26 protein-coding genes are annotated in these 25,217 nt (G+C 61.0%); 13 read left to right on the top strand and 13 right to left on the bottom strand.

From position 1 onward, the window contains the following. Positions 1-101 precede the first annotated feature (101 nt). The 6 genes from ACT54B_RS14460 (at position 102) to ACT54B_RS14435 (ending at position 4,286) form a co-directional block, all read left to right on the top strand. On the top strand, positions 102-953 hold the full coding sequence (locus ACT54B_RS14460; protein ID WP_476045786.1) for a peptidylprolyl isomerase: 852 nt from the start codon (positions 102-104) through the stop codon (positions 951-953). Between the two features lie 122 nt (positions 954-1,075). Continuing rightward, entirely contained in the window at positions 1,076-2,317 is a 1,242-nt protein-coding gene (gene argJ / locus ACT54B_RS14455) for a bifunctional glutamate N-acetyltransferase/amino-acid acetyltransferase ArgJ (protein WP_476045785.1), read from the top strand. Between the two features lie 8 nt (positions 2,318-2,325). After that, on the top strand, positions 2,326-3,096 hold the full coding sequence (locus tag ACT54B_RS14450; RefSeq protein WP_476045784.1) for a GNAT family N-acetyltransferase: 771 nt from the start codon (positions 2,326-2,328) through the stop codon (positions 3,094-3,096). Positions 3,097-3,109: 13 nt separating this feature from the next. Beyond that, complete coding sequence (gene mutT / locus ACT54B_RS14445) at positions 3,110-3,523, top strand: 8-oxo-dGTP diphosphatase MutT (protein WP_476045783.1); 414 nt, start codon at positions 3,110-3,112, stop codon at positions 3,521-3,523. Positions 3,524-3,673: 150 nt separating this feature from the next. Further along, entirely contained in the window at positions 3,674-4,024 is a 351-nt protein-coding gene (locus tag ACT54B_RS14440; protein ID WP_476046221.1) for a hypothetical protein, read from the top strand. Between the two features lie 88 nt (positions 4,025-4,112). Beyond that, entirely contained in the window at positions 4,113-4,286 is a 174-nt protein-coding gene (locus ACT54B_RS14435; protein ID WP_476045782.1) for a Flp family type IVb pilin, read from the top strand. On the opposite strand, the gene ACT54B_RS14430 is transcribed toward ACT54B_RS14435, so the two are convergent. Next, positions 4,287-5,153, bottom strand: coding sequence for an SAM-dependent methyltransferase (locus tag ACT54B_RS14430; protein WP_476045781.1), 867 nt, complete (start codon positions 5,151-5,153; stop codon positions 4,287-4,289). A gap of 124 nt (positions 5,154-5,277) precedes the next feature. Here ACT54B_RS14430 and ACT54B_RS14425 point away from each other — a divergent pair, with 124 nt between their 5' ends. From ACT54B_RS14425 to ACT54B_RS14410, 4 genes are read left to right on the top strand one after another with little or no spacing between them, the layout of a single operon-like run. Further along, positions 5,278-6,006, top strand: a complete 729-nt coding sequence (locus tag ACT54B_RS14425) for a ComF family protein (protein ID WP_476045780.1) — start codon at positions 5,278-5,280, stop codon at positions 6,004-6,006. Positions 6,007-6,049: 43 nt separating this feature from the next. Then, the gene (grxC, locus tag ACT54B_RS14420; protein ID WP_476045779.1) at positions 6,050-6,310 is read left to right on the top strand and encodes a glutaredoxin 3; all 261 of its coding nucleotides are present in this window, start codon (positions 6,050-6,052) and stop codon (positions 6,308-6,310) included. 8 nt (positions 6,311-6,318) lie between these two features. Beyond that, complete coding sequence (locus ACT54B_RS14415) at positions 6,319-7,164, top strand: carbon-nitrogen hydrolase family protein (protein ID WP_476046219.1); 846 nt, start codon at positions 6,319-6,321, stop codon at positions 7,162-7,164. Further along, positions 7,161-7,589, top strand: a complete 429-nt coding sequence (locus ACT54B_RS14410) for a DUF1178 family protein (RefSeq protein WP_476045778.1) — start codon at positions 7,161-7,163, stop codon at positions 7,587-7,589. The genes ACT54B_RS14415 and ACT54B_RS14410 overlap by 4 nt, the downstream gene beginning before the upstream one ends. Before the next feature lie 4 nt (positions 7,590-7,593). Here the strand turns inward: ACT54B_RS14410 and ubiG are convergent, their stop codons facing one another. The 8 genes from ubiG to ACT54B_RS14370 all read right to left on the bottom strand — a co-directional run bounded on the left by ubiG (position 7,594) and on the right by ACT54B_RS14370 (position 15,783). Beyond that, on the bottom strand, positions 7,594-8,346 hold the full coding sequence (ubiG, locus tag ACT54B_RS14405) for a bifunctional 2-polyprenyl-6-hydroxyphenol methylase/3-demethylubiquinol 3-O-methyltransferase UbiG (protein WP_476045777.1): 753 nt from the start codon (positions 8,344-8,346) through the stop codon (positions 7,594-7,596). Between the two features lie 98 nt (positions 8,347-8,444). Then, positions 8,445-8,675: a formate dehydrogenase subunit delta gene (locus ACT54B_RS14400; RefSeq protein WP_476045776.1), complete on the bottom strand. Its 231-nt coding sequence runs from the start codon at positions 8,673-8,675 to the stop codon at positions 8,445-8,447. Next, a complete protein-coding gene (fdhD, locus tag ACT54B_RS14395) occupies positions 8,665-9,495 on the bottom strand; it encodes a formate dehydrogenase accessory sulfurtransferase FdhD (RefSeq protein ID WP_476045775.1) in 831 nt (276 codons plus the stop codon). Before fdhD ends, ACT54B_RS14400 begins: the two co-directional genes overlap by 11 nt. After that, on the bottom strand, positions 9,495-12,377 hold the full coding sequence (gene fdhF, locus ACT54B_RS14390; protein ID WP_476045774.1) for a formate dehydrogenase subunit alpha: 2,883 nt from the start codon (positions 12,375-12,377) through the stop codon (positions 9,495-9,497). The genes fdhD and fdhF overlap by 1 nt, the downstream gene beginning before the upstream one ends. Before the next feature lie 52 nt (positions 12,378-12,429). Further along, the gene (locus ACT54B_RS14385; protein WP_476045773.1) at positions 12,430-12,657 is read right to left on the bottom strand and encodes a DUF4287 domain-containing protein; all 228 of its coding nucleotides are present in this window, start codon (positions 12,655-12,657) and stop codon (positions 12,430-12,432) included. Then, positions 12,654-14,210: a formate dehydrogenase beta subunit gene (locus ACT54B_RS14380; RefSeq protein ID WP_476045772.1), complete on the bottom strand. Its 1,557-nt coding sequence runs from the start codon at positions 14,208-14,210 to the stop codon at positions 12,654-12,656. Before ACT54B_RS14380 ends, ACT54B_RS14385 begins: the two co-directional genes overlap by 4 nt. After that, a complete protein-coding gene (locus ACT54B_RS14375; RefSeq protein ID WP_476045771.1) occupies positions 14,207-14,686 on the bottom strand; it encodes a formate dehydrogenase subunit gamma in 480 nt (159 codons plus the stop codon). The genes ACT54B_RS14380 and ACT54B_RS14375 overlap by 4 nt, the downstream gene beginning before the upstream one ends. 203 nt (positions 14,687-14,889) lie before the next feature. Continuing rightward, entirely contained in the window at positions 14,890-15,783 is an 894-nt protein-coding gene (locus ACT54B_RS14370) for a LysR family transcriptional regulator (RefSeq protein WP_476045770.1), read from the bottom strand. A 114-nt stretch (positions 15,784-15,897) separates the two neighbouring features. Between ACT54B_RS14370 and ACT54B_RS14365 the strand changes: the two genes are divergently transcribed. From ACT54B_RS14365 to dxr, 3 genes are all read left to right on the top strand, one after another. Further along, positions 15,898-16,260, top strand: a complete 363-nt coding sequence (locus ACT54B_RS14365; protein WP_476045769.1) for a VOC family protein — start codon at positions 15,898-15,900, stop codon at positions 16,258-16,260. Positions 16,261-16,733: 473 nt separating this feature from the next. After that, entirely contained in the window at positions 16,734-17,501 is a 768-nt protein-coding gene (locus ACT54B_RS14360) for an SDR family NAD(P)-dependent oxidoreductase (protein ID WP_476045768.1), read from the top strand. 80 nt (positions 17,502-17,581) lie between these two features. Further along, entirely contained in the window at positions 17,582-18,766 is a 1,185-nt protein-coding gene (gene dxr, locus ACT54B_RS14355) for a 1-deoxy-D-xylulose-5-phosphate reductoisomerase (protein ID WP_476045767.1), read from the top strand. A 57-nt stretch (positions 18,767-18,823) separates the two neighbouring features. On the opposite strand, the gene hemA is transcribed toward dxr, so the two are convergent. The 4 genes from hemA to ACT54B_RS14335 all read right to left on the bottom strand — a co-directional run bounded on the left by hemA (position 18,824) and on the right by ACT54B_RS14335 (position 25,197). Next, positions 18,824-20,038, bottom strand: coding sequence for a 5-aminolevulinate synthase (gene hemA / locus ACT54B_RS14350; protein ID WP_476045766.1), 1,215 nt, complete (start codon positions 20,036-20,038; stop codon positions 18,824-18,826). A gap of 246 nt (positions 20,039-20,284) precedes the next feature. Further along, entirely contained in the window at positions 20,285-21,808 is a 1,524-nt protein-coding gene (locus ACT54B_RS14345) for a methyl-accepting chemotaxis protein (RefSeq protein WP_476045765.1), read from the bottom strand. Positions 21,809-22,036: 228 nt separating this feature from the next. Continuing rightward, positions 22,037-22,834 (bottom strand): FAD binding domain-containing protein, encoded by a 798-nt coding sequence (locus ACT54B_RS14340; RefSeq protein WP_476045764.1) that lies wholly within the window; start codon positions 22,832-22,834, stop codon positions 22,037-22,039. Positions 22,835-22,848: 14 nt separating this feature from the next. Beyond that, on the bottom strand, positions 22,849-25,197 hold the full coding sequence (locus ACT54B_RS14335) for a xanthine dehydrogenase family protein molybdopterin-binding subunit (protein ID WP_476045763.1): 2,349 nt from the start codon (positions 25,195-25,197) through the stop codon (positions 22,849-22,851). Positions 25,198-25,217 lie beyond the last annotated feature (20 nt).

Genomic DNA, 25,217 nt, shown 5'->3' with positions numbered 1-25,217 from the left:
ACGGATAGGCCGTACCAGAATGGCCACATTGTGGTGGTGAGGACGCTTTCCGGCCTGAAATCAGGAAGAATCGTTGCGCCGGTACACCAAAGGGTTTCTCAATGCCGCGTTATACTAAACTCGCCTCTCTCACATTTGCCGCTCTCATCGGCGTCGCACTCCCGGCCTTCGCCGAGGACAAGCCGGATGCCGTCATCGCCAAGGTCGGCGATCTCGAGATCCACCAGTCCGATCTGGACGTCGCCATCACCAATCTCGACCCGCAGCTTGCGCAGCTGCCGGACGAGCAGAAGAAGGTTGCGGCTCTGTCCGGCGCGATCGACGTCAAGCTCTTCGCCAAGGATGCTGCCGCCGAGAAGCTCGACCAGACCGAGGACTTCAAGGCGCGCATGAAGTACATTACCGAGCGCGAGCTGCATGGCGCCTATTTCAAGAAGCACGTCATCGACGTCGTGAAGCCGGAAGACATCAAGGCTCGGTACGAGAAGGAAATCGCTGCTCTTCCCAAGGAAGAGGAAATCCGTGCCCGCCATATTCTGGTGAAGACGGAAGAGGAAGCCAAGGCCGTGATCGCCGAGCTGGATGCCGGCAAGGATTTTGCCGCGCTGGCCAAGGAAAAGTCCACCGATCCGAACAAGGATGACGGGGGCGATCTCGGCTATTTCGGTAAGGGCCGGATGGTCAAGGAATTCGAGGCGGCAGCCTTTGCGCTTGAAAAGGGTGCCTATACGAAGACGCCGGTAAAGACCGATTTCGGGTGGCATGTCATCAAGATCGAAGACAAGCGTGTGGCCCCGCCGCCGGCTTTCGAGCAGGTCCAGCCTCAGATCCGCAACCTCGTGATGCGGGACAAGTATCTCGAACTTCTGGCCAAGGCCCGCGAGGCACAGGGCGTCGAGATCCTCGACGAAACCCTTCGCAAGGGTTACGAGGAAGCCAACAAGAAGCCGTAATTCCCGATGGGGGGAGGGGCCGACGTCCCGGTTGGCCTTTCCCCTTTTTGCATGGAATCACCCTTTGTTTCGAGCTCTGAGGCGCAGGGGCTCCCGCGCCCGTAAACTTGCAGGAATTGCCCATGTCCGGATCCGTGTCTCCCCTTGCACCGAAATCCTACCCCACCATGCCCGTGATCGAGGGCGTGCGAATGGCGACCGCTGCGGCTGGCATCAAATACCAGAACCGTACCGATGTTCTGATGATGGTGTTCGACAAGCCCGCTGCCGTCGCCGGTGTCTTCACCCGGTCCAAATGCCCTTCGGCTCCGGTGGACTTCTGCCGGCAGAACTTGCCGCATGGTCAGGCGCGGGCTGTGGTGGTGAATTCCGGCAATGCCAATGCCTTTACCGGCCTCAAGGGCCGCGCAGCCACGGAACTGACGGCGAAATCGGCCAGCGAGGCCGTCGGCTGTACGGTTGGTGACGTGTATCTGGCATCGACGGGTGTCATCGGCGAGCCGCTGGATGCAACGAAATTTGCCGGCGTGCTTGGAACCATGGCGCAGCAGGGACATGGCGATTTCTGGCTGGAAGCGGCCAAGGCGATCATGACGACGGATACCTATCCCAAAGTCGCGACCCGGACCGCTGAGATCGGCGGCGTCAACGTCACCATCAACGGCATAGCCAAGGGTGCGGGGATGATCGCACCCGATATGGCAACCATGCTTTCTTTCGTCGTTACCGATGCTGCAATCCCGTCCCCCGTATTGCAGTCGCTGCTGTCGGGTGGCGTTGGGGCCACCTTCAACGCCGTTACCGTCGACAGCGATACGTCGACCTCCGATACGCTGATGCTGTTTGCCACGGGCGCCGCGCAGGCGCGTGGTCAGGCGCCGATCTCGGATCCATCCGACGAGAGGCTCGCTGCATTCCGGGCCGCTCTCAACGATCTCCTGAAGGACCTCGCCCTCCAGGTTGTCCGCGACGGAGAAGGCGCCCGCAAGATGGTCGAAGTGACCGTTACCGGGGCCGAAAGCGATCAGGCTGCCAAGCGGATCGCCCTGTCCATCGCCAATTCTCCTTTGGTCAAGACGGCCGTGGCTGGCGAGGATGCCAATTGGGGCCGTGTGGTCATGGCTGTCGGAAAGGCCGGAGAAATGGCGGACCGGGATCGTCTGGCGATCTGGTTCGGGGATGTCCGGGTGGCGGTCAACGGAGAGCGTGACCCCGACTATTCGGAAGCAGCCACCACGGCTGTTATGGAGCAGGAAGATATCGCCATCCGTGTCGACCTGGGCCTTGGCCAGGGGCAGGCAACCGTCTGGACCTGCGACCTGACAAAGGAATATGTCGCCATCAACGGCGATTACAGGAGCTGATCAACCGCATGCTGGCGATGCTCACGCAAGGCAGTAACCTCCCGGCGGTCCGGCGGCTTGAGGCCGTCGGCTTTCGAGCGTGGCCTTCTGCCTTCGTTCATTATGACGGCAGCTGGCAGATCCGCATGACCACCGGGCACGCGTCCAAGCGCCTGAATTGTGTCGTTCCTCTCGATCCGTCCGATCACAAGGATATGGCGGAACGGCTGGAGCGGGCTGCAGCGCGCTTCGAGGCATCCGGGCAGGTCCTGACTGTGCGGCAGACACCTCTCGCGCCACCGCTGCTGATCGAACACTTGCGGGATAGCGGCTGGCGTCGTTTCGAAACCGTTGCCGTGATGACCCTCGATATCGAAAATGCCGATCTCCCGGGCACAATCGATCATGTTCCGCTACAGGATGCTGCGCGTTTTGCCGATGCCTGCGTGACGCTGGATGCCAGCGGCTCCGCGGATGCGTCCGTCGTCCTCGATATCCTCTCCCGAATTCGGCCGGTTTCGGGCTATTTCCTCATCGATGACGTCAATCGCGGTCCACGGGCCTGTGTTCTTTGCGTGCAGGACAATGATCTGGCCGGTATCCAGGCGCTGGCCGTCGCGCCGGACTGTCGGCGTGAAGGGCTGGCGACGGAACTGGTGAGTGCCGCCCTTCGCTGGGCGAAGCTTCGAGGGGCACGCACAGCCTGGCTTCAGGTATCCTCCACCAATCAGGCGGCCATCGGGCTTTATGAGCGACTGGGTTTTACCCGCGCCTATGAGTACCATTACTGGCGGAAATAGGATCGGGATTTTCATGGAAAAGGGCTCCCTCAAGATCGTGCTTGTCGCGGCCTGTGCGCTGATCGATACGGATGGTCGCATTCTGCTTGCCCAGCGTCCGAAGGGGAAATCCATGGAAGGCCTCTGGGAGTTCCCGGGCGGCAAGGTCGAAAATGGGGAAACGCCGGAGGAGACGCTCGTTCGGGAGTTGCAGGAGGAGCTCGGCATCACCACCAAGGTGGCCTGTCTCGCCCCTCTCACATTTGCCAGCCACAGCTACGAGACATTTCATCTCCTGATGCCTCTTTATGTGTGCCGTCGCTACGAGGGTACCCCCCGCGGCGTCGAGGGACAGGCGCTCAAATGGGTTCGTCCGCAAGCTTTGCGCGAATATCCCATGCCTCCTGCCGATGAGCCCCTGATCCCCGCATTGCTCGATTTGCTTTGATCAGGCGTCATCACGCGCGTCTTTTCCTGTGGATTCGGCTCTCTCGGGCCTGAATTCATGCGAGCGCAAACCTCTGTTAAGAGAGTGTTTAGGTCCATCTGACAATCATTATTTTCAACGCGCGAATGTATCGGTGCCGAGGTTATGATGATCAACGAGGATTTTTGGAGGGCCGTTCGCATGAAGGAACGCAGCTCGAACAATTCCCGTCGAACGGGGGCCTTGAATATAGCGCTGCTCTTCGGAACGGCCGCGATCGCACTCACGCTCATCATCACACCCATGCTTGCCGACAGGTCGACGGTCGCGCATGTGGCGGATGCCCCGATTGCCGATCCTTACGATAATATTCAGACGGGTTCGATCAAGCCGATCGGCGATGTGAATGCCCGTCCCGAGACCGAAAACGGCCGTCGATATGTTATTCGGCGGAGTATCCTGCAATCAGACCCGGGCGCGGTCTGCATCGTGCAGGGCTACAAATCCGGCGATGATTGCTGAGCGACTGCCTCGCGGCGGGCGGATGATCGATTGAACACAAGTGTTTCCGATGATCCCCACATCGGAAGCCTGGCATGAAAGCTGAACCATGAAACGTCTGTTCAAGGCCCTTGCCGCTGATCGTCAGGGCGCGACTGCCATCGAATATGGCCTGATTGCCGCGTTGATTGCCGTGGCAATCATTCCCGCTCTGCTGCTGTTTACAGACAAGTTCAAGGACACATACGATTATCTGACCACCGTTCTCGGCGGCACGCCCTGATCATCGGGCCTTCAGCGCATCGGAAAGGCGCGCCTGGGCGGAGCCCGGCTTCAGGGGCTTCTGCTGGCTTTCGTGCGGTGCCCATCCCGAAGCGTGGATGAACGAAAAGGTAGCCCGAATTCGTCCATCCGGATCGGCATAACGCTTGGCATAGAGCTCAGCGGCCCGGAGGAAGAAGTCTCGCGTCAGCGGTTTTCTGCTGCGCAGCCGCAAGGGATTGGTCATGCCCATATGGCGCAAATCCCGCATCAGTTCAAAGATCGAATCATAGCGTACGGTGCGAGTGTCCGTATCGACGACGGGAAGGGCAAATCCCGCGCGCTGCATCAACCCGCCCACATCGCGCACGTCAGGGAAGGGGATGACCCGGGGGCTCGCCCCGCCCAGGAGGCTGGCCTCGGTCTCAAGGAGAACATCCTTCAGTTCCGCCAGCGTTCCGGCGCCGGGCATCAGAGCCAGAAAAAGTCCGTCCGGCTTCAGCGCCCGCCGGGCCTGTATGAACAGGCCGGGCGTGTCATTGGTCAAATGGAGAGACATCGGCGACAGGATGAGGTTCACCGATTCCGGCGCCAGCCCGAGAAATTCAAGCGGCCGCTCCTCCACGGTCTGGGAGCCGGGCTGATAGGCCGAGGGCAATTCGATCCGTGTGAGATGGCCGACCTTGCCGGTTGCAAGGCAGGCTTCCGCGACCAGTCCGGTGGCTCCGTGCAGTTCCACGGCTTCATCGAAACGGCGTTCGACCACGGACAGGCGCTCGGCCATCTCTTCCGCCGCAAGATGAAGAAGGAAGTCCGCGCCTGCCAGGGGTCGGTCGAGCGCGCGCTTTCGACGCTGCACGATCAGGTCCGTATCGAAGAGAGCGTCCACGGTGGTGATTTCCCGATTGAGTTGGGCCTCGCCATGCCGGAGGAAAGGCCGTAATGTCAATCCTATGTGGGGATCAGCCGGCGGAAAACAACAGCCTGTTATAGACAGGTCCTGGCTTCGGTGGATGGCGAGGGCAGGCAGCATGCTGTTGGACGTCCTCTATCCACCCCTATGCCCGGGATGCGAATGCAGAACAGGATCGCATAGAGCGATATGCGGTCGGTGCTGGGCGTCGATCCGGTTTGTGGAAAGACCCTATTGTGCCGTGCTCGGCATTCCCTTCTCCTACGATCTCGGGGAGGGAAGCCTGTCGCCACAGGCACTGGCGACGCCTCCGGATTTTGATCGATTGCGGGTCGTGGCGGCGCATGAGGGGATCATCCGCTCCCTCGTGCATGCCCTGAAATATCGGGACCGGCTCGAGGTCGCCCCGATGATGGCGTCATGGATGGTGCGGGTTGGCGGTGACGAACTGGCTGCGGCCGATGCGGTTCTGCCCGTGCCCTTGCACAAACGCCGTCTTTTCATGCGACGCTACAATCAGTCCGCCGAGTTATCGCGCCTTGTTGCAAAGCTTGCGGGTGTCGAGCATCTCCCCGCCAGTCTTGTGCGCCGCCGCGCCACGGGGCGCCAGGTGGGCCTCAGCCGAAAGGCACGCAAACGCAATGTGGACGGGGCATTCCTGGTGCCGGAGGCCTGCCGCCACGCGATCCTCGGTCGCCGCATCGTGCTTGTTGACGACGTGTACACGACGGGGGCGACGGCGAATGCGGCCGCGAGGGCTCTCAAACGGGCGGGGGCAGCCGATGTCACTGTTTTGACCTTTGCAATGGCTTTCGCAAGGCCTATATGACGGTCATATAAAAGAACCACGAAACCTGTTTGCAGGAGCGATTATGGCAGAGGTGATCATATATACCCGGGACGGGTGCCCCTATTGCGTTCGTGCCAAGTCTTTGCTGGACCGCAAGGGCGCGGGATATCAGGAATTCAATGCCAGCAAGGACCCCGACATCCGCCAGGAGATGATCGCCCGCTCGGGCCGAAATACCTTTCCGCAGGTTTTCGTCAATGGTCAGCATCTGGGCGGCTGCGATGACATCCATGCGCTCGATGCGCAGGGCAAACTGGATCCGCTGCTGGCGAAGGGGGCCTGACAATGGCCATGTTCCGGGCTGCTGCGGTTCAGATGTGTTCCGGCGTCGACCCGCTCCGGAACATCGCAACCATGGAACGGCTGGTGCGCGATGCCGCGAGCCGGGGCGCCGTCTACGTGCAGACCCCCGAAATGACGGGCGCTCTCCAGCGCAATCGCAAGGAACTGGGGCTGATCCTTCGGGAAGAACACGCGGACCCGGTTGTGGGCGCAGCGGCTGCGCTGGCCCGCGAGCTTGAAATTTATCTCCACCTGGGTTCCACGGCCATCGATCGGGGCGATGGCATGTTGTCCAATCGAGGTTATCTGTTTTCCCCTGCAGGGGAAAAATTGCTGAGCTACGACAAGATCCATATGTTCGACGTGGATCTCCCCAACGGCGAGAGCTGGCGGGAAAGCGCCGTCTATTCGCCGGGATCCGAGGTCAAGACCGTCTCTCTTCCCATGGCGGAGCTTGGCTTTGCCATCTGCTACGACGTCCGTTTTCCCGAACTGTTCCGTGCACAGGCTGTCGAAGGTATCGAGGTCATGTCGCTGCCTGCTGCCTTCACCCGGCAGACAGGGGAGGCTCATTGGCACGTGCTGCTGCGGGCAAGGGCGATCGAGAATGGCCTTTTCGTCATCGCCGCCGCGCAAGGGGGCCTTCATGAAGATGGCCGCGAGACCTACGGTCATTCGATGATTGTCGATCCCTGGGGGAAGGTGCTTGCGGAAGCCGGACCGGATGGCGATGCGGTAATCGTTGCGGATATCGATCCATCGGCCGTCGCGGCAGCAAGGGCGCGTATACCCAATTTGAGGAATGCCCGCAGTTTCAGCCTCGCGCCTCGTGTGAAGGCAGGAGGCGCCGGTTGATCCGCTATACGCTGTGTTGCGACCAGGGGCATGATTTCGAGGGTTGGTTTTCGTCCAGCGAGGATTACGACCGACAGCAGAAGATGGGTCTCGTGGCCTGCCCCGCCTGCCATTCCCCGTCGGTTGAAAAAATGCTGATGGCGCCCTCCGTTGCGACCTCGCGAAAGAAGGAGCAGACACGCGCCTTCGCGCTCGAAGCGGCCCAGAGAGACGCCCTGTCCCGCCTGAAGCAGGTCGTCGCGGAGATCAAGGCCAATGCGGAGGATGTGGGTGAGCGATTTGCCGAGGAGGCGCGCCGGATCCATTATGGAGAAGCAGAGGCCCGTGGCATCATCGGTCAGGCCTCGGCAGAAGACGCCCATGCCCTGGTGGAAGAAGGGATCGAAATCGCTCCCCTTCCCGTGCTTCCTGATGACGTGAACTGAAGGATCAATCCGCCTTCGGCCGACGTGCGACCATCATGTAATTGACGTCCATGTCCCTGGAAAGGTTCCACTGGTTTGCCAGCGGATTGAAGAACACACCTGTCCGCGCGAAAACCTGCATGCCCGCCGATGACAAGGGTGCTTCGATTTCCTCCGGGCGGACCAGTTTATCATATTGATGGGTGCCCTTCGGCAGCCAGCGAAGCACATATTCCGCCCCGACAATGGCAAGAGCCATGGCTTTCATGGTGCGGTTGATGGTGGCGACAAACATCAGCCCGCCGGGGCGTACCATCTGCGCGCAGGTGGAGAGAAAAAACTCCACATCGGCCACATGCTCCACCACTTCCATGTTCATGACGACGTCAAAGGTTTCGCCAGCCGCCGCCAGCGCCTCTGCAGTCACCGCGCGATAATCGACCGCTACCCCGCTTTCGCGAGCATGGGTCGATGCAATTCCGATGTTCCGTTCCGATGGATCGGCGCCGACAACGTCCGCTCCCATTCGGGCTACGGGCTCGGAGAGAAGCCCGCCGCCGCAACCGATATCGAGAACGCGAAGACCGGCAAGAGGACGAGCCGAGCGGGGATCGCGACCGAATTCCTGGGCAATCGTGTCGCGCAGGTAGGCGAGACGCACGGGATTGAACTTGTGGAGCGGCTTGAACTTGCCGGTCGGATCCCACCATTCCGCAGCCATGGCGGAAAAGCGGTCCACCTCGGTCTGGTCGATGGTGCTTCGCGCGTTTTCAGCCATGGAGATCTCCTTCAATTCTGGAAAACTGAAGTTGTCTGCCCGGATGCAGAAGTCAAGGGCGGATCGCGAGGCAGGATGTCGCGCGATCCGTCACGGTATCAGGGCTGCGTGACCGGAGCCGGCTTGTTGATCTTCCTGGAGGCTTCGATCACCAGATCAGAGAGGCCGCTATTTCCCGCCTCGATCTTTTCGAAAAGCTGACGGCGCATGCGCGGTTCCCAGAACTTGTTGATATGGGTCGCTACGCCATCGGCAGCTTCTGCAGCCGGCTGGGACTTGAAGAAGGTGGCAATCTGGTTGGCCATGTAAACGAGCTTGTCATGCGACATCAGCGGATACTCCGGTATCGATACGGCTGTGATGAGTGAAGATTTCAAAATCCTCGCCGCGAACGACCGCGACAAGGGTGAGGCCTGCCTTTTCCGCCGTCTCGATGGCGAGTGCCGTGGGGGCGGATATGGCGACCAGGATGGAAGCGCCCAGGATCGCGGCCTTCTGAACCATTTCGACGGAAAGGCGGCTCGTTACCACCACCAGCCCTTCCGCGCCGGCATGCCCGCTTTGCAGCACCGCGCCCGCGAGCTTGTCGAGCGCATTGTGGCGGCCGACGTCCTCGCGCAGGGCGACGAGCCCCTTTCCCGGCACATAGAAACCGGCTCCATGGACCGCATGGGTCTGCCGGTGAAGCGGCTGGTTGCCATTGAGCGAGGCGATTGCATCCACCAGCACATCGGCTGTGATATGGAGCCGCACGGGACCCACATCGGGCACCGGACGAACCGCCTGTTCGATCGATTCGATGCCGCAAAGGCCGCAGCCGACAGGCCCGGCCATATGGCGGCGGCGAAGGCGCAGCGCATCGGCCGGATCGTCTCTCAGAGTGACCTGCACGTCGATGCCGGTCTCTTCGTCGAGGATCTCGATGGCTTCCACATCCGCACGGCTGGCGATGATGCCCTCCGTCAGGCTGAAGCCCAGGGCAAAGTCCTCAAGATCGGCAGGCGTTCCCATCATGACGGCATGGGTGGAGCCGCCATAGCTAAAGGCAATCGGCACTTCTTCCGGAACCGCGCGCAGGCCGCTCGTCACCACACCGCCCTTGCGGGCGATGCGGGTGACCATGCGGTGCGTGGCGCGGGGTTCGGACATTACTCCGCCGCTTCCAGCTTGCCGGCGATGCGGCGGGACTGGCGAGCCTGCTCGTCATATTCGCGCTGCCACTCGGACGGACCGTTCGAGGGCGAGACCTGCACCGCCGTCACCTTGTATTCCGGGCAGTTTGTCGCCCAGTCGGAGAAGTCCGTGGTGATGACGTTGGCCTGTGTCGTCGGGTGGTGGAAGGTCGTGTAGACCACGCCCGGTGCCACGCGGTCGGTGATCGTCGCGCGAAGCGAGGTCTCACCGGAACGGGAGGCGAGGCGGATCCAGTCGCCCTCCCGGATACCGCGCTGTTCGGCATCGTGCGGATGGATTTCCAGCACGTCTTCCGCATGCCAGGCGACGTTCTCCGTACGGCGGGTCTGGGCGCCCACATTGTACTGGCTGAGAATTCGACCCGTGGTCAGCAGCAGCGGGAAGCGCGGGCCGACCTTTTCGTCGGTGCCCACATATTCCGTGCGGATGAACTTGCCCTTGCCGCGAACGAAGCCGTTCACATGCATGATCGGCGAGCCTTCCGGATTCTTCTCGTTGAAGGGCCACTGAACCGAGCCGTTCTTGTCGAGATAATCATAGTTGACCCAGGCGAAGCTCGGCGTGGTGGCCGCGATTTCGTCCATGATCTGGCTCGGATGGGTGTAGTTCCAGGCAAGGCCCATGGCCTGGGCCAGCTTCTGGGTGACTTCCCAGTCCGCATAGCCGTTCTTCGGGGTCATCACCCGGCGAACGCGGTTGATGCGGCGTTCGGCATTGGTGAAGGTGCCGTCCTTCTCGAGGAAGGTCGAGCCCGGCAGGAAGACATGGGCGTAGTTTGCGGTTTCGTTGAGGAAGAGATCCTGAACGACGACGCATTCCATCGCGGCAAGGCCGGCAGCCACATGCTTGGTATCCGGATCGGACTGCAGGATGTCCTCACCCTGGATATAGATGCCCTTGAAGCTGCCTTCGACGGCGGCATCCAGCATGTTCGGAATGCGCAGGCCCGGCTCCTTGTTGAGCTCGACGCCCCACAGCTTTTCGAAGATCTCACGCGTCGCGTCGTCGGAGATGTGACGATAACCCGGCAGTTCGTGCGGGAAGGAACCCATGTCGCAGGAGCCCTGCACGTTGTTCTGGCCGCGCAGCGGGTTCACGCCCACGCCCTTGCGGCCGATATTGCCGGTCGCCATGGCCAGGTTTGCAATCGCCATGACGGTCGTGGACCCCTGGCTGTGCTCGGTGACGCCGAGACCGTAATAGATCGCGCCGTTTCCGCCGGTGGCATAGAGGCGTGCGGCACCGCGGATGAGCTGCGGATCGACACCCGTATAGGCTTCGACCGCTTCCGGGCTGCGCGAGGGATCGGAGACGAAGGACGCCCAGTCCTCGAATTCCGACCAGTCGCAACGCTCGCGGATGAAGGCTTCGTTATAGATGCCTTCGGTGACGATCACATGGGCGAGCGCCGTCATGACGGCCACGTTCGTGCCCGGCTTCAGCGGCAGGTGGTAGGCCGCCTTGATGTGGGGGCTTGCGTCGACCAGGTCGATGCGGCGCGGATCGATGACGATGAGCTTGGCGCCCTGACGCAGACGCTTCTTCAGGCGCGAGCCGAAGACCGGGTGACCCTGGGTCGGGTTCGCACCGATGACGATGACCACGTCGGAATCTTCGACCGAATCGAAGTTCTGCGTGCCCGCCGAAGTACCGAAGGCCTGGCCGAGACCGTAACCGGTCGGCGAGTGGCAGACGCGGGCACAGGTATCGACATTGTTGTTGCCGAAGCCCGAGCGGATCAGCTTCTGCACCAGGAAGGTCTCTTCGTTCGTGCAGCGCGACGATGTGATGCCGCCGATGGATTCACGGCCATACTGGTACTGGATGCGGCGGAATTCCGACGCCACATGGGCGAAAGCCTCTTCCCAGGTCACTTCGCGCCAGGGATCGGAGACCTTTTCGCGGATCATCGGGTTCAGGATGCGGTCGCGGTGCGTGGCGTAGCCATAGGCAAAGCGGCCCTTGACGCAGGAATGGCCGCGGTTTGCCTGGCCATCCTTCCAGGGCACCATGCGCACGAGCTCTTCGCCGCGCATTTCCGCCTTGAAGGAGCAGCCGACGCCGCAATAGGCGCAGGTGGTGACGGCGGAGTGTTCCGGCTGGCCGATCTCGATCACCGACTTTTCCGTCAGCGTCGCCGTCGGGCAGGCCTGCACGCAGGCGCCGCAGGAGACGCATTCCGATTCCAGGAAGCTCTCATGCATGCCGGGCGACACGCGGCTGCCGAAGCCACGGCCTTCGATGGTCAGCGCAAAAGTGCCCTGAACCTCTTCGCAGGCGCGGACGCAGCGCGAGCAGACGATGCACTTCGAGGGGTCGTAGGTGAAATAGGGGTTCGATTCGTCCTTCGGCATCCACTTGGCGTTGATCGCGCCATTGTTGCGGGCGCGGACGTGGTTGTCGCCCTCGTATCCGTAACGAACGTCACGCAGGCCGACGGCGCCGGCCATGTCCTGCAGTTCGCAATCGCCGTTGGCAGCGCAGGTCAGGCAGTCCAGCGGGTGGTCGGAGATGTAGAGCTCCATGACGCCCTTGCGGATGTCCTTGAGCTTGCCGGTCTGGGTGTGAACGATCATGCCCGGCGCCACCGGCGTGGTGCAGGAGGCGGGCGTACCGGCCCGGCCTTCGATTTCCACCAGACAGAGGCGGCAGGAGCCGAAGGCATCGACCATGTCGGTCGCGCAGAGCTTCGGAACCGAGATGCCGGCTTCCATCGAAGCGCGCATCACGGAAGTACCTTCGGGTACGGAAATGGAAACGCCGTCAATGGTGAGCGTCACCATGGATTCGGATTTGGAGGCCGGGGTACCGTAGTCGATTTCTTTGACGAGGGTCATCGGAACGTTCCTGTCGACGAAGAGGCCAGTGTGACCAAGCAAAAATGAGGGTTCATCCGTTCCCGCCTTTTTTGGCGTCGGCGAGAACATGTGCGACGATGGCATTGGCATGACCGTGACCCAGGCCGTGCGTCTCCTTGAGGAGGTTCACGATCTGCATGTGAGCCATGCCGGATTGTGCGCGAGCGATGTCCAACCAGTAGGCAATGGGATGCCCGTACTTCTTCTCGATGGAAGGAAAGTAGGAAGCAGGTCCCTTTACCTTGGCGTCATCGCTCATTCAGCGGCCTCCACCATCGGTGCCGGGCCGAAATCTTCCGGGAAGTGCGTCATGGCGCTCATGACCGGGTAGGGCGTGAAGCCACCCAGCGCGCAGAGCGAGCCGAACTTCATGGTGTTGCACAGATCGGTGAGAAGCGCCTTGTTCTTCTCGGGCTCGATGCCCTTGGCGATCTTGTCTGCGGTTTCCACGCCGCGGGTTGAGCCGATGCGGCACGGCGTGCACTTGCCGCAGCTTTCGACCGCACAGAATTCCATGGCGAAGCGTGCCTGTTTCAGCATGTCGGCCGTGTCGTCAAAGACGACGATGCCGGCATGGCCGATGAGGCCGTCCTTCGCTGCAAAGGCTTCATAGTCAAAGGGCGTATCGAACAGCGCACGGGGGAAGTAGGCGCCGAGCGGACCGCCCACCTGAACCGCCTTGACCGGCCGGCCCGATGCCGTGCCGCCGCCGATCTGGTCGACGATTTCGCCAAGCGTCAGGCCGAAGGCCACTTCATAGAGACCGCCATGCTTGACGTTGCCGGCAATCTGCAGCGGAATCGTACCGCGCGAGCGGCCTATGCCGAAATCGCGGTAGTAGGCAGCACCCTTCGCCATGATAACAGGTACGGATGCCAGCGAAATCACGTTGTTGATTACGGTCGGCTTGCCGAACAGGCCCTTGTGGGCCGGAAGCGGCGGCTTGGCACGGACAATGCCGCGCTTGCCTTCGAGCGAGTTCAGAAGCGCAGTTTCTTCCCCGCAGACATAGGCACCGGCGCCGACGCGCACTTCCATGTCGAAGCTGTTGGCCGAGCCGAGCACGGAAACGCCGAGCACGCCGGCGGCGCGCGCCGCGCCGATGGCTGCATTCATCGCTTCGATGGCATGCGGGTATTCCGAGCGGATGTAGATAAAGCCCTTGGTCGCACCGGTGGCGATGCCGGCAATCGTCATCCCCTCGATGACGACAAAGGGGTCACCTTCCATGATCATGCGATCGGCAAAGGTGCCGCTGTCGCCCTCGTCGGCATTGCAAACGATGTATTTGCGGTCATCGACCGCCTGAAGCACCGTGTTCCACTTGATGCCGGTAGGGAAGCCTGCGCCGCCGCGGCCGCGCAGACCCGAATCGGTCACTTCCTTGACGATGTCTGCCGGGGTCATGGCGACGGCACGCTTCAAGCCTTCCAGGCCACCATGCGCCTTGTAATCGTCGAGCGACAGCGGGTCCGTGATGCCGCAACGGGCGAAGGTCAGGCGCGTCTGGTTCTTGAGAAAGGGAATATCCTCCGTCCGACCGAGACAGAGGCCATGGGCCGCACCCTTTTCAAAGCCGGCGGCAAAGAGGCTGTCCACATCCGCCACCTTGACGGGGCCATAGGCGATGCGGCCTTCGGTCGTTTCCACCTCGACCATGGGTTCCAGCCAGTGCAGGCCGCGAGAGCCGTTCCGAACGATGGTGACGTCGAGATCCTTGGATTTGGCCACTTCCGCGATGCGGGCCGCCACCCTGTGGGCACCAAGTGCGACGGCCGCTGCGTCACGGGGAACAAAGATACGAATGGTCATTTGCGCGCCTCCTGGACCAGCTCGTCAATCGCCGCGCCGTCGAGGCGGCCGTAAATTTCGCCGTCCAGCATCGCGGCCGGCGCGCAGGAACAGAGGCCGAGACAGTAAACCGGCTCGAGGGTCACCGCGCCATCCAGCGTGGTTTCATGAAAACCGATGCCCAGCAGCTTCTGAACCCGTTCTGCCAGCGCATCCCCGCCAACCGACTGGCATGCCTCGGCACGACAGATCTTCAGCACGTGCCGGCCTGCCGGATGGTTGCGATAGTCGTGGTAAAAGGTCATCACCCCGTGCACTTCGGCGCGCGACAGGTTCAGCGCCTCGGCAATGACGGGAAGGCTTTCCTGCGGTACGAAGCCGAATTCGTCCTGAACTTCGTGCAGAATCGGCAAAAGCGGCCCCTCAAGGCCGATCAGGCGATCCACGATCGCCTGGGTGCGCTGGGTCAGATCGCCCGCTGCAACATTCAAGGTCATCAACACGTCTCCCAAGGGCTTGCGGCCTCTGACACACGGGGGGATGAGCCCTTGCGAAGACAGACGACCGTGCCGGATCTGAAAGGATTGGAACGGGGCAACGTGGCCGGAACTCTGTCGGACGCCGCTCGCATGCCTGAAGTGTCTCAGGCACCGGCTTTGCGGTCAATAAGGCAGTTCCGTCAATCGATAGTTTTTTTCTATTAAGCGCCGTTTTTCTCACTGAGCGCCCGGGCCTCGTGCAGAAGTGCCGAAACGAGTGGCGTATAGGGTTCCCGATGTGTCGCAATCAGGCCAACCACATGATTCGTATCCGGCTCGGTAATGGGGATTGAGTCTATTTCTTCCGGAAATCCAAAGGATTCAGCCGCATTTTGCGGCATGATGGAAGACCAGCGACCAGTTCGCAAATGGGAAAAAAGCACAATCATCGAGTTTGATTCGAGTGTCGGCTTCACCGTTACACCCGCTTCCGAAAAGTGCTGGTTAATGATGCGCCGGTTCTGCATATCGGGCGTCAATAGGCAAAGCCTAAGATCTGAAACATCTTTCCATGATACGGACTTGGCCCCGGAAAACCGGCCGTTTCGGGCTGTAATCAAATGGTATCTCTCGGCGTAGAGCGGGACGCTGGTAACCCGTCCCAGGGGCTCGTTCTCCAGATAGGTGATGCCGGCATCGATCTCCAGGTTTTCCAGCTGGCTCAGAACCTGCAGCGAAGTGCAGGACGATACCGAGATCGTGACGTCCGGGTGCTTCTCCTGAAAGGGGGCCGTGATTTGCTGGACCATGGACAGGGCGGTCGGGATGGCAGCGAGCCTGACATGGCCATGAAGACCCTTTCGCGCAGCCTGCATTTCCTGTCGCATGGTTCGCGCATCGCCCACGATCCGCCTGGCCCATTCCAGGACCCGCTGTCCTTCCGGCGTCAGGCCCTGAAAGCGCGACCCGCGGACGACCAGGCTCACGCCGAGCTGATCCTCGAGCTGTCGTACGGCTGCCGACAGTGTCGGCTGGGAAATGCCGAGTTCTTCCGCTGCACGGGCAAAGTGCCTTTCTCGCGCCAGCGCTATGAAGTATTCCAGTTTGTCGATCATGTTTTTATCGCCTCTTCGCGCCTATTGTGCCTTCAAGGGTCGGAGTGGGCAACAGAGCGAGGCGCCTCCGGCTCGCGATGTCCGACTCATCATGCTTGGAGGAAGGGGGGTGCCATGGAACTGGTCTCCATCGACCATATACAAATCGCAATTCCTGAAGGCGGCGAGGATCAGGCCCGATCTTTTTACAAGGATCTGCTCGGTTTTGAAGAAATGCCGAAACCTCCGGCTCTTCAGTCGCGCGGAGGGCTGTGGTTGGCCGCGGGACATATCAGGCTGCATCTCGGTGTGGATCAATTTTTTGTTCCCGCTCAGAAAGCACACCCGGCGTTTCTTGCGCGCGGTCTCGGCGGGTTCGAGGACAGTCTGACCAATGCGGGTCACAGGGTTGCAAGAGATGTACAGCTGGAATCGATTGATCGACTGTATGTCTTCGATCCGTTCGGAAACAGGATCGAGCTGATGGAGCGGCTATAAGCCCAGGCTGGCTCCGCGGCGAGACATATTTGCGGCTTTGGGATTGCTCGTTCATGGGCGAGGGTTAGTTTTTGATTTCCTGAAATGCGAATGCAGCAACAGCCCGGGGTAAGGCCTGGCGGCTATCTCGGAAGCTCCCGCAATCGTGAGGAACCGTCATGTCATACGATTGGAAAGGTGAGGATACTGCTCGGCGACAGGAATTCAGGGTTGCCGCCGTTGTCGCCCTCTGTGTGGTGTTGATGTTTGCGCTTGTTCCGCTTTTTCTTTGAATTCATTCTTCATAACCGGCCAGACGGTCGCTCGTGCGATTGGGTGTATTCCGGCGAATACCAACAGATTAAAGTAGTGCTTCTTGTTTATATGCTTGGTTTCGGAGGGAAAACTCGCTAGAGCTTTTCCCCGCAGAAGTGCGTTTCCCACCGGGCTGTGCGTTTCTGTTTATTCCATCATTTCCATCGCCCCGGATCATTATGCTCCACGCTTTCGAGATTGCCGGACGTTCTGCCGTAATCACGGGTGCGGCTCGCGGTATTGGCCGTGCTGTTGCGGAAGCATTTGTCCGCGCAGGCGCCACGGTGGTCATGCTCGATCGGGACGAGAAGCAAGGCGAGGAAACTCTTCGCTATATCGAGTCGCTTTACCCCGGCCAGGCCCGATTTGTGGCTGTCGATGTTGCAGATGAAGCGGATGTCCGGTCGGTAGCCGCGGATATTTGCAGGGAGCGAATTCCCGACATTCTCGTCAACAACGCCGGAATCGTCAGCAACACGCCTTTTGCCGAGCTGACGCATGGGCAGTGGAGCGAGGTGGTGAATATCAACCTGGGCGGCACTTTCCTGTGCATGCAGGCGTTTGGCGGGGCCATGGTGAAAGCCAAACGCGGCTCCATCATCAATATATCGTCCATATGTGGAGATGTGGCCGCGGTTCCCCAGTCGCAGACGGCCTATGATGCCAGCAAGGCGGGCGTCAACCAGCTGACCCGGTCCCTCGCTGCGGAATGGGCCCGCCATGGAGTTCGCGTGAACGCGGTCGCTCCGGGATATGTCGCCACCGATATGACGCTGGCGGGACGCAAGAACCAGATGTGTTACAAGACCTGGATCCGGATGACGCCCATGGCTCGTTTTGCCGAGCCCGAGGAAATTGCGACGGCTGTGGTCTTTCTCGCGTCGGATGCCGCGAGTTTCATCACCGGCACTGTACTTATGGCGGATGGCGGCTATACGGCGATCTGAGCAGGCCTGACGCTTCATGCCCCTGCTTGTTGCCTCGCCCCAAAGCCGTTAGAGGATGCCCAAGGCTCACAGGAATCTTCATGATGCACCGTTCCGGTTCTCCCCGCCGATTGAGTATTCTCGGTTCGACGGGCTCCATCGGTCAAAACACCCTTGATGTCGTCGCTCAGCTGGGCGGACGGAACAGCTTCGAGATTGAAGCCGTTACAGGCAACGGCAATGTCGGGCTGCTTGCGGAACAGGCGCGAACATTCGGCGCCCGCATGGCTGTTACCGCCAGCGAGCGACATTACCCTGCGCTCAAGGATGCGCTGGCCGGCACCAATATCGAGGTGGGAGCCGGGCCGGCAGCGCTGATCGAGGCTGCCTCGCGCCCGTCGGATATGGTCATGGCCGCGATTGTGGGAACGGCAGGCCTGGCGCCGACGCTGGCCGCAGCGCGCCGTGGGGCCGATATTGCTCTTGCCAACAAGGAGTGTCTGGTCACTGCCGGCTCGCTCTTCATCGATGCGGTGAAAGCGGGCGGCGGAAAGCTCTTGCCGGTGGACAGTGAGCATAATGCGATTTTCCAGGTTCTGGAGGAGCACCAGAGGCACGCGCTGGAGCGCATTATCCTTACGGCCTCGGGTGGCCCCTTCCGCACATGGAGTCTCGAGCAGATGGCCGATGTGACCGCAGAAACTGCGGCGCGGCATCCGAACTGGTCCATGGGCATGAAGATTTCGGTCGGTAGCGCCACGATGTTCAACAAGGCGCTCGAAATGATCGAAGCGAAGCATCTGTTCGATGTCAGCCCTGATCAGATCGAGGTGGTTGTTCATCCCCAGTCGGTGGTGCACAGCATGGTCGGCTACACGGATGGTTCGGTGCTCGCGCAGCTCGGCTGCCCCGATATGCGCACCGCGATCGGCTATGCGCTGGCCTATCCCAGCCGCCCGTCCCTCGCTGTCGAAAGGTTGGATTTCGCGCGGCTTTCCCGGCTGGACTTCGAAGCCCCGGACGAAGAGCGCTTTCCGGCGCTGCGTCTGGCGCGGCTCGCGCTTTCCCGCGGTGGAATGCAGAGCGCCGTCATGAATGCCGCAGAGGAAACCGCCTTCGAAGCCTTTGCGGAAGCCCGGATCGGATTTCTCGACATGGCCCGTATTGCGGAGGCTGTCATGGAGGACATGGCAGATTGCGGTCATCCCGAGGGAATGGACCATATATTCGAGACCGACCGTGAAGCCCGGTCGCGGGCGGCGCGACGCATATCTGCCGGGCTCTGATCCAAACGAAAAAAGCCGCCATCGAGGGCGGCCTTTCGATTGCTGATATGGGAAGTATCACGCCACTGCGCGCGCCAGGGCACAGCGTGACCACAGGCTGTGCAGGGCCGAGACCAGATGCTCCATGTCGCCATCGCTATGAAGCGGAGTGGGTGTGAAGCGCAGGCGCTCCGTCTTGCGCGGAACCGTGGGATAGTTGATCGGCTGGACGTATACGCCGTAGCTGTCCAGCAGAATATCGGAAATCCACTTGCACTTGGCTGCATCGCCCACCATCACCGGCACGATATGGCTGGGATTGCTGACGTGCGGGATGCCCTTCTGGTCGAGCATCTGGCGGAAGCGACGGACGCGCTCCTGGTGACGGGCGCGCTCGAACTGGGAGCCCTTGAGGTGCCGGATGGAGGCAACGGCTCCAGCGGCCAGGGCCGGCGGAAGGGCGGTCGTGAAGATGAAACCGGACGCGAAGGACCGGATGAAGTCGCAAATGGCTGTCGAGCCGGCGATATAGCCGCCCATGACGCCAAAGGCCTTGCCGAGCGTTCCTTCGATGATGGTGAGGCGGTCCATCAGGCCTTCGCGTTCGGCAATGCCGCCGCCGCGCGGACCATACATGCCGACGGCATGCACTTCGTCCAGATAGGTCATGGCGCCATACTTGTCGGCAAGGTCGCAGATGTCCTTGATCGGTGCGATGTCGCCATCCATGGAGTAGACCGATTCGAAAGCGATCAGCTTCGGTGCGTCGGGATCGGCCGCGGCCAGCTTGGCTTCGAGATCGGCTACATCATTATGCTTCCAGATGACCCGCTCGCACCGGCCATGCCTGATGCCCTCGATCATCGAGGCATGATTGAGCGAATCCGAGAAAATGATGAGACCGGGAATCTTCTGGCCCAGCGTGCCGAGCGTTGCCCAGTTCGATACATAGCCTGATGTAAAGATCAGGGCCGATTCTTTCCCGTGGAGGTCGGCGAGCTCACGCTCGAGGAGGACGTGGAAGTGATTGGTGCCCGAGATATTCCGGGTGCCTCCCGCACCCGCGCCACAGTGATCGATCGCCTCTTTCATCGCCTCGATCACGGCCGGATGTTGGCCCATGCCGAGGTAGTCGTTCGAACACCATACGGTTACTTCCGAGGCGCCGTCATGGGTGTGACGCGTGGCACGCGGGAAAGCGCCCCGATGGCGCTCCAGGTCGGCGAACACACGGTACCGGCCCTCGCTATGAAGACCTTCCAGTTCACCCTTGAAAAATGCCTCGAAATCCATGAAGTGCTCCAGACCCCTTATCCGGGAAGTTTCCCGGCATTAAAATCCTTTTGATTTCTGCCGCATTCGACGTCAACCCCCATCACCGGGATTTGAAGATGGTGCGGCAAAAGAACCGACTGTTCCGATTCTCGTGGAGAGGAACCTACACGCCTGAAGCGGTCTCAAACTTGATTCATATCAAGCAGCCGGACGCTTCTTGCATCCGGCCTGATTGTGAGGATCTCATCGAAGGGGAGAGGGCCTTCAGGCGGCCCTGAATATCCGGCTTGCGCCGTGCGACGCGGACGACTGGGCGCCCGCCGTTATGAACTGATGAAGCAGGGCGGAAATGCGACCGACTTCCTCGACGAGGGAATGGCTGGCCGCCGTCGATTCTTCGACCATCGCGGCATTTTGCTGCGTCGATTGATCCATCTGGTGGACCGACTGGCTGATTTCCTGCAGGGCGAGGGCCTGCTCGCGCGCGCCATCGACGATGTGCACGATGTGGCGATTGATCTCGCTGACCTGTTCCACGATGGTGGAGAGCGTGCGTCCCGTCTCGCCCACCAGCGAAACGCCGGATTTGACCTGCGCGCCAGAATTGGTGATCAACTCCTTGATCTCCTTGGCGGCTTTTGCCGAGCGTTGCGCGAGTTCGCGCACCTCCTGGGCAACGACCGCGAAGCCTTTTCCCGCTTCGCCCGCGCGCGCCGCTTCGACGCCCGCATTCAAGGCGAGAAGGTTGGTCTGGAAGGCGATGTCATCGATCACGCCGATGATGTTGGAGATCTCGCGCGACGAACCCTCGATGGCGCCCATGGCGGCCACGGCTTTCTCCATGACCTGCCCTGACAGTTCCGCCCCACTCTTGGCTCGTGCGACAAGCGCCCCGGCCTCTTCCGCCCGCCGGCTGGAATCCTTCACGGTCGTGGTGATCTCTTCGAGCGCTGCGGCCGTTTCCTCGATGGCGGCTGCCTGTTGCTCGGTACGCCGCGAGAGATCGTTGGCACCGTCCAGAAGTTCGGTGGCGCTTCCGCTGATTCCCTGGCAGGCGCCGCCGATGCCGGAAATGGTCTGGCACAATTCCTGAAGGGCCTGGTTGAAATCCTGCCGCAGGGGCTCATAGGCCTCCGGCAGGGTATCGTTGATCTGATATCCGATCTCCTTGGCGGCAATGGCTTTCATCGCGCGACCGAAGACATCCCGGACCATGCTGCGTTCCTGCTCGATGATCTCCTGCTGCGCCTTCTGCTTGGCCGCCTCAGCCTCATCGATGTAAACGGAGATGGCGAGATCCATATCCAGCAATACCGCCTTGACCAGAGACCCCAGCATGGCGCCAAGGGCTTCGGGCTTTGTGCTGCGCCCGCTGAACAGGCCCGCCTTGGGGCTATGCTCGTTGACGACCTCCTTGATCATGTGATCCAGGATAATGGCATATCCCCCGATATACCACCGCGGCTCCAGTCCGATGCGGGCATGCACGGAGCCGATCGTCTTCACCTTGCTTATATAATCTGCACTGAAATCGCCATTGGCGATGTTTTCCCAGTGACCCGCCTGGGCCGTCTTGGCGCGCGAAATATGATCGTCGGTTGCGAAGAACCGCTTGACTTCGGGCGTCTGACGCAGCTGCTGATAAAACTTGTCCAGCCCCTTCGGCAATTCGCGCAGGACAATCGGCTTCAAGGCGCGGATGTCCGCGCGCCCTGCGGCGTCAAGCTGCATAAAGTCGAGGCGTTTTTCGGCACTGGCATTCACGGCGGAGTCACTTACCACGGGCATTGACGGACGATCCTCTGAACCGGTCATTCTTGAAAGGCAGTGGGTTGGGACCTGCGTCATGCAGAGGGGAGCGTGCTTCATGCACCCCTAAAGAATAGTACAAAAAATAGCGGTCGTGCCTTAACGAACGCATAACGCAATCGTTAAAATCTGGCTGCATTATTGATTTATTTCAAAACGAAAAAGGCCGGATCCATAGGTGATCCGGCCTGATTCCGTATGGTTATCCTAGAGGGCCGATGCCACTGCTCGCTTGGCCATGACCTTTACCAGATTGGCCCGATACTCGGCACTGGCGTGGAGGTCCGACATGAGGTTTGCGGCGTCGATCGATACGCCTGCCAGCGCATCCGGGGACCAGCTTCCGCTCAGGGCCGTTTCCAGGCCCTCGTGCCGGAATACGCCATCCGCGCCGGCCCCTGTCACCGCGACCCGCACCGCTCCGCCGCGCCGGGCGACAAAGACCCCGGTCATGGCGTAGCGCGATGCCGGATTGGCAAATTTCGCATAGCCTGCCTTTTCCGGTGCTTCGAAACGGATCGCCGTGATGATTTCGCTTTCCTCCAGCGCGGTCGTGAAGAGACCCTGGAAGAAATCGCTGGCGGCAATCTCGCGGCGGTCCGTCACGATGGTGGCGTCGAGCGCGAGCATCGCTGACGGATAGTCGGCAGCCGGGTCATTGTTCGCGACCGATCCGCCGATCGTGCCCAGATGCCGCACATGCGGATCGCCGATGCCGCCCGCCAGGTGACTGAGGGCGGGGCACAAAGCCCTGACATCGGCAGACTGCGCGACTTCCGCATGGGTGACGGCCGCTCCGATGGTCACGATACGCCCCTGCACGGAAATTCCCTTCAGAGCCGCAATATGCCGCAGATCGACCAGGTCGCCCGGCGAAGCCAGGCGCTGCTTCATGGTTGCAATGAGCGTTTGCCCACCGGAGACGAATTTCGCGTCGTCATTGCCTCCGGCCAGATTGACCGCTTCCTCGACGGAGGAAGCGCGATGATAATGGGTCGCATACATGGCGTTCCTCCTCCTCAGCGGGTGGCGTTCAGGGCCGCCCACACTTTCTGGGGTGTGGCGGGCATGGACAGGTTATTGTTGCCGATGGCGTCGGTTATCGCGTTGATCACCGCAGGCGGAGATCCAATCGCCCCGGCTTCACCGCAGCCCTTGAGACCCAGCGGATTGCTGGGGGAGGGCGTGCACTGGTGAGAGACCTGGAAGGACGGCAGATCATCCGCGCGGGGCATGGCGTAATCCATGTAGGACGCCGTCAGAAGCTGACCGTTGGTCATGTCATAATGCACCCCTTCGAGCAGCGCCTGGCCCACGCCCTGGGCGATGCCGCCGTGAACCTGGCCTTCGACGATCATCGGATTGATGATGTTGCCAAAATCGTCTGCGGCAACGAACTGGACGATATGGGTCTTGCCCGTTTCCGGATCCACTTCCACTTCGCAGATGTAGCATCCGGCGGGGAAAGTGAAGTTAGACGGATCGTAGAAGGCACCTTCCTTCAGGCCCGGCTCCATGCCTGCCGGCAGGTTGTGTGCCGTATAAGCCGCAAGCGCCACCTGGAACCAGGGGAGAGACTTGTCGGTTCCTGCCACCTTCAGCGTGCCGTTTTCGACCACGATGTCGCTCTCGTCTGCCTCCATCAGATGGGCGGCGATCTTCTTGGCTTTTGCCTCCACCTTGTCGAGCGCCTTGGCGATGGCCGACATACCGACCGCCCCGGAGCGTGAACCATAGGTCCCCATCCCCATCTGCACCTTGTCCGTATCGCCATGCACGATCGAAACACTGTCGATCGAGACGCCGAGGCGATGCGCGACGAGCTGGGCGAAGGTCGTTTCATGGCCCTGTCCGTGGCTGTGCGATCCGGTCAGGACTTCAATGGTTCCCACCGCATTGACCCGCACTTCCGCGGATTCCCAAAGACCGACGCCGGCCCCGAGAGAGCCGACCGCTGCCGAGGGCGCAATGCCACAGGCCTCGATATAGCAGCTCATGCCGATGCCGCGCTTCATGCCACGCTTTTCGGACTCGGCACGGCGGGCCGGGAAACCATCCCAATCCGCGGCCTTCATCGCGGCATCCAGCGAGGCGGCATAATCACCGGCATCATAGGTGAGGATGACGGGCGTCTGGTAGGGGAAGGTGGTGATGAAGTTCTTGCGCCGCAATTCGGCTGGCGACACACCGAGCTCCCGGGCGGCAGTTTCCATCAGCCTTTCCAGTACATAGGTGGCTTCCGGGCGCCCTGCGCCACGATAGGCGTCGACAGGTGCGGTATTGGTATAGACCGCCCGCACATTCGCATGGATTGCCGGTATCACATACTGGCCGGAGAACAGCGTTGCATGCAGATAGGTCGGCGTTACCGAGGAAAACAGCGACATGTAGGCGCCGAGATTGGCGATCGTGTCGACCTTGAGGCCGAGGATGCGATGATCCTTGTCGAAAGCCATCTTTACTTTGGTGACGTGGTCACGCCCATGCGCATCGGTCAGGAAGGCCTCGGTGCGATCCGATGTCCACTTCACGGGCACACCGGTCTTTTTCGAAGCCCAGAGGCAGACGATCTCTTCCGGATAGATGTAGATCTTCGATCCGAACCCGCCGCCCACGTCCGGCGCGATCACCCGCAGCTTGTGTTCCGGGGCGACATTGTAGAACGCGCTCATGACCAGGCGCGCGACATGCGGGTTCTGGCTCGTCGTGTAGCAGGTATAGTGATCTTCGGCCTCGTCATAGATACCGAGCGCCGCCCGCGGCTCCATCGGGTTGGGGGCCAGGCGGTTGTTGACGATTTCCATTTCCGTCACATGGGCGGCGGCGGCAATAGCTGCGTCAGCCGCTGCCGAATCACCGATTTCCCAGTCGAAGATCAGGTTGTTCGGGGCTTCGGGATGCAGTTGGGGAGCGCCCGGCCCAAGCGTATCCACCGAGGAGATCACCGCCGGCAGTGTTTCGTAGTGCACGGTGACGGCTTCCGCTGCGTCGCGGGCTTCGCCGAGGCTGTCAGCCACCACGACGGCAACCGCATCGCCGACATAGCGGACCGTTTCGTCTGCAAGCGGGCGCCAGGCACCCATCTTCATCGGCGAACCGTCTTTCGAGTGGATCATCCAGCCGCAGATAAGGTTGCCGATCCCGTCGGCCTTCAGTTGCTTGCCGTCCAGAATTCCGATCACGCCGGGCATTTTCAGGGCGGCTGCGGTATCGAGGCCCTTGATCCGTGCATGCGCATGCGGGCTTCGGATAAAATAGGCATATTTCATGCCGGGTACGGTCATGTCGTCTGTGTACCGGCCCTTGCCGGTGAGGAAGCGCTTGTCCTCCTTGCGGGTTACGCGCGCGCCAATGCCTTCTACACCCATGATTTCCTCCCAATGGGGTA

It is taken from the genome of Gellertiella sp. DMC107 (assembly GCF_056313605.1).
Note: the sequence above shows the minus strand (reverse complement) of the source record. Positions and strands in the feature narration are given on the sequence as shown.

Bases quoted from the DNA above. Each gene is read 5' to 3' on its own strand.
- ACT54B_RS14460 (WP_476045786.1), top strand. From the start codon at position 102: ATGCCGCGTTATACTAAACTCGCCTCTCTCACATTTGCCGCTCTCATC.
- argJ (WP_476045785.1), top strand. From the start codon at position 1,076: ATGTCCGGATCCGTGTCTCCCCTTGCACCGAAATCCTACCCCACCATG.
- ACT54B_RS14450 (WP_476045784.1), top strand. From the start codon at position 2,326: ATGCTGGCGATGCTCACGCAAGGCAGTAACCTCCCGGCGGTCCGGCGG.
- mutT (WP_476045783.1), top strand. From the start codon at position 3,110: ATGGAAAAGGGCTCCCTCAAGATCGTGCTTGTCGCGGCCTGTGCGCTG.
- ACT54B_RS14435 (WP_476045782.1), top strand. From the start codon at position 4,113: ATGAAACGTCTGTTCAAGGCCCTTGCCGCTGATCGTCAGGGCGCGACT.
- ACT54B_RS14425 (WP_476045780.1), top strand. From the start codon at position 5,278: ATGGCGAGGGCAGGCAGCATGCTGTTGGACGTCCTCTATCCACCCCTA.
- grxC (WP_476045779.1), top strand. From the start codon at position 6,050: ATGGCAGAGGTGATCATATATACCCGGGACGGGTGCCCCTATTGCGTT.
- ACT54B_RS14415 (WP_476046219.1), top strand. From the start codon at position 6,319: ATGTTCCGGGCTGCTGCGGTTCAGATGTGTTCCGGCGTCGACCCGCTC.
- ubiG (WP_476045777.1), bottom strand. From the start codon at position 8,346: ATGGCTGAAAACGCGCGAAGCACCATCGACCAGACCGAGGTGGACCGC.
- ACT54B_RS14400 (WP_476045776.1), bottom strand. From the start codon at position 8,675: ATGTCGCATGACAAGCTCGTTTACATGGCCAACCAGATTGCCACCTTC.
- fdhD (WP_476045775.1), bottom strand. From the start codon at position 9,495: ATGTCCGAACCCCGCGCCACGCACCGCATGGTCACCCGCATCGCCCGC.
- fdhF (WP_476045774.1), bottom strand. From the start codon at position 12,377: ATGACCCTCGTCAAAGAAATCGACTACGGTACCCCGGCCTCCAAATCC.
- ACT54B_RS14385 (WP_476045773.1), bottom strand. From the start codon at position 12,657: ATGAGCGATGACGCCAAGGTAAAGGGACCTGCTTCCTACTTTCCTTCC.
- ACT54B_RS14380 (WP_476045772.1), bottom strand. From the start codon at position 14,210: ATGACCATTCGTATCTTTGTTCCCCGTGACGCAGCGGCCGTCGCACTT.
- ACT54B_RS14375 (WP_476045771.1), bottom strand. From the start codon at position 14,686: ATGACCTTGAATGTTGCAGCGGGCGATCTGACCCAGCGCACCCAGGCG.
- ACT54B_RS14370 (WP_476045770.1), bottom strand. From the start codon at position 15,783: ATGATCGACAAACTGGAATACTTCATAGCGCTGGCGCGAGAAAGGCAC.
- ACT54B_RS14365 (WP_476045769.1), top strand. From the start codon at position 15,898: ATGGAACTGGTCTCCATCGACCATATACAAATCGCAATTCCTGAAGGC.
- ACT54B_RS14360 (WP_476045768.1), top strand. From the start codon at position 16,734: ATGCTCCACGCTTTCGAGATTGCCGGACGTTCTGCCGTAATCACGGGT.
- dxr (WP_476045767.1), top strand. From the start codon at position 17,582: ATGATGCACCGTTCCGGTTCTCCCCGCCGATTGAGTATTCTCGGTTCG.
- hemA (WP_476045766.1), bottom strand. From the start codon at position 20,038: ATGGATTTCGAGGCATTTTTCAAGGGTGAACTGGAAGGTCTTCATAGC.
- ACT54B_RS14345 (WP_476045765.1), bottom strand. From the start codon at position 21,808: ATGCCCGTGGTAAGTGACTCCGCCGTGAATGCCAGTGCCGAAAAACGC.
- ACT54B_RS14340 (WP_476045764.1), bottom strand. From the start codon at position 22,834: ATGTATGCGACCCATTATCATCGCGCTTCCTCCGTCGAGGAAGCGGTC.
- ACT54B_RS14335 (WP_476045763.1), bottom strand. From the start codon at position 25,197: ATGGGTGTAGAAGGCATTGGCGCGCGCGTAACCCGCAAGGAGGACAAG.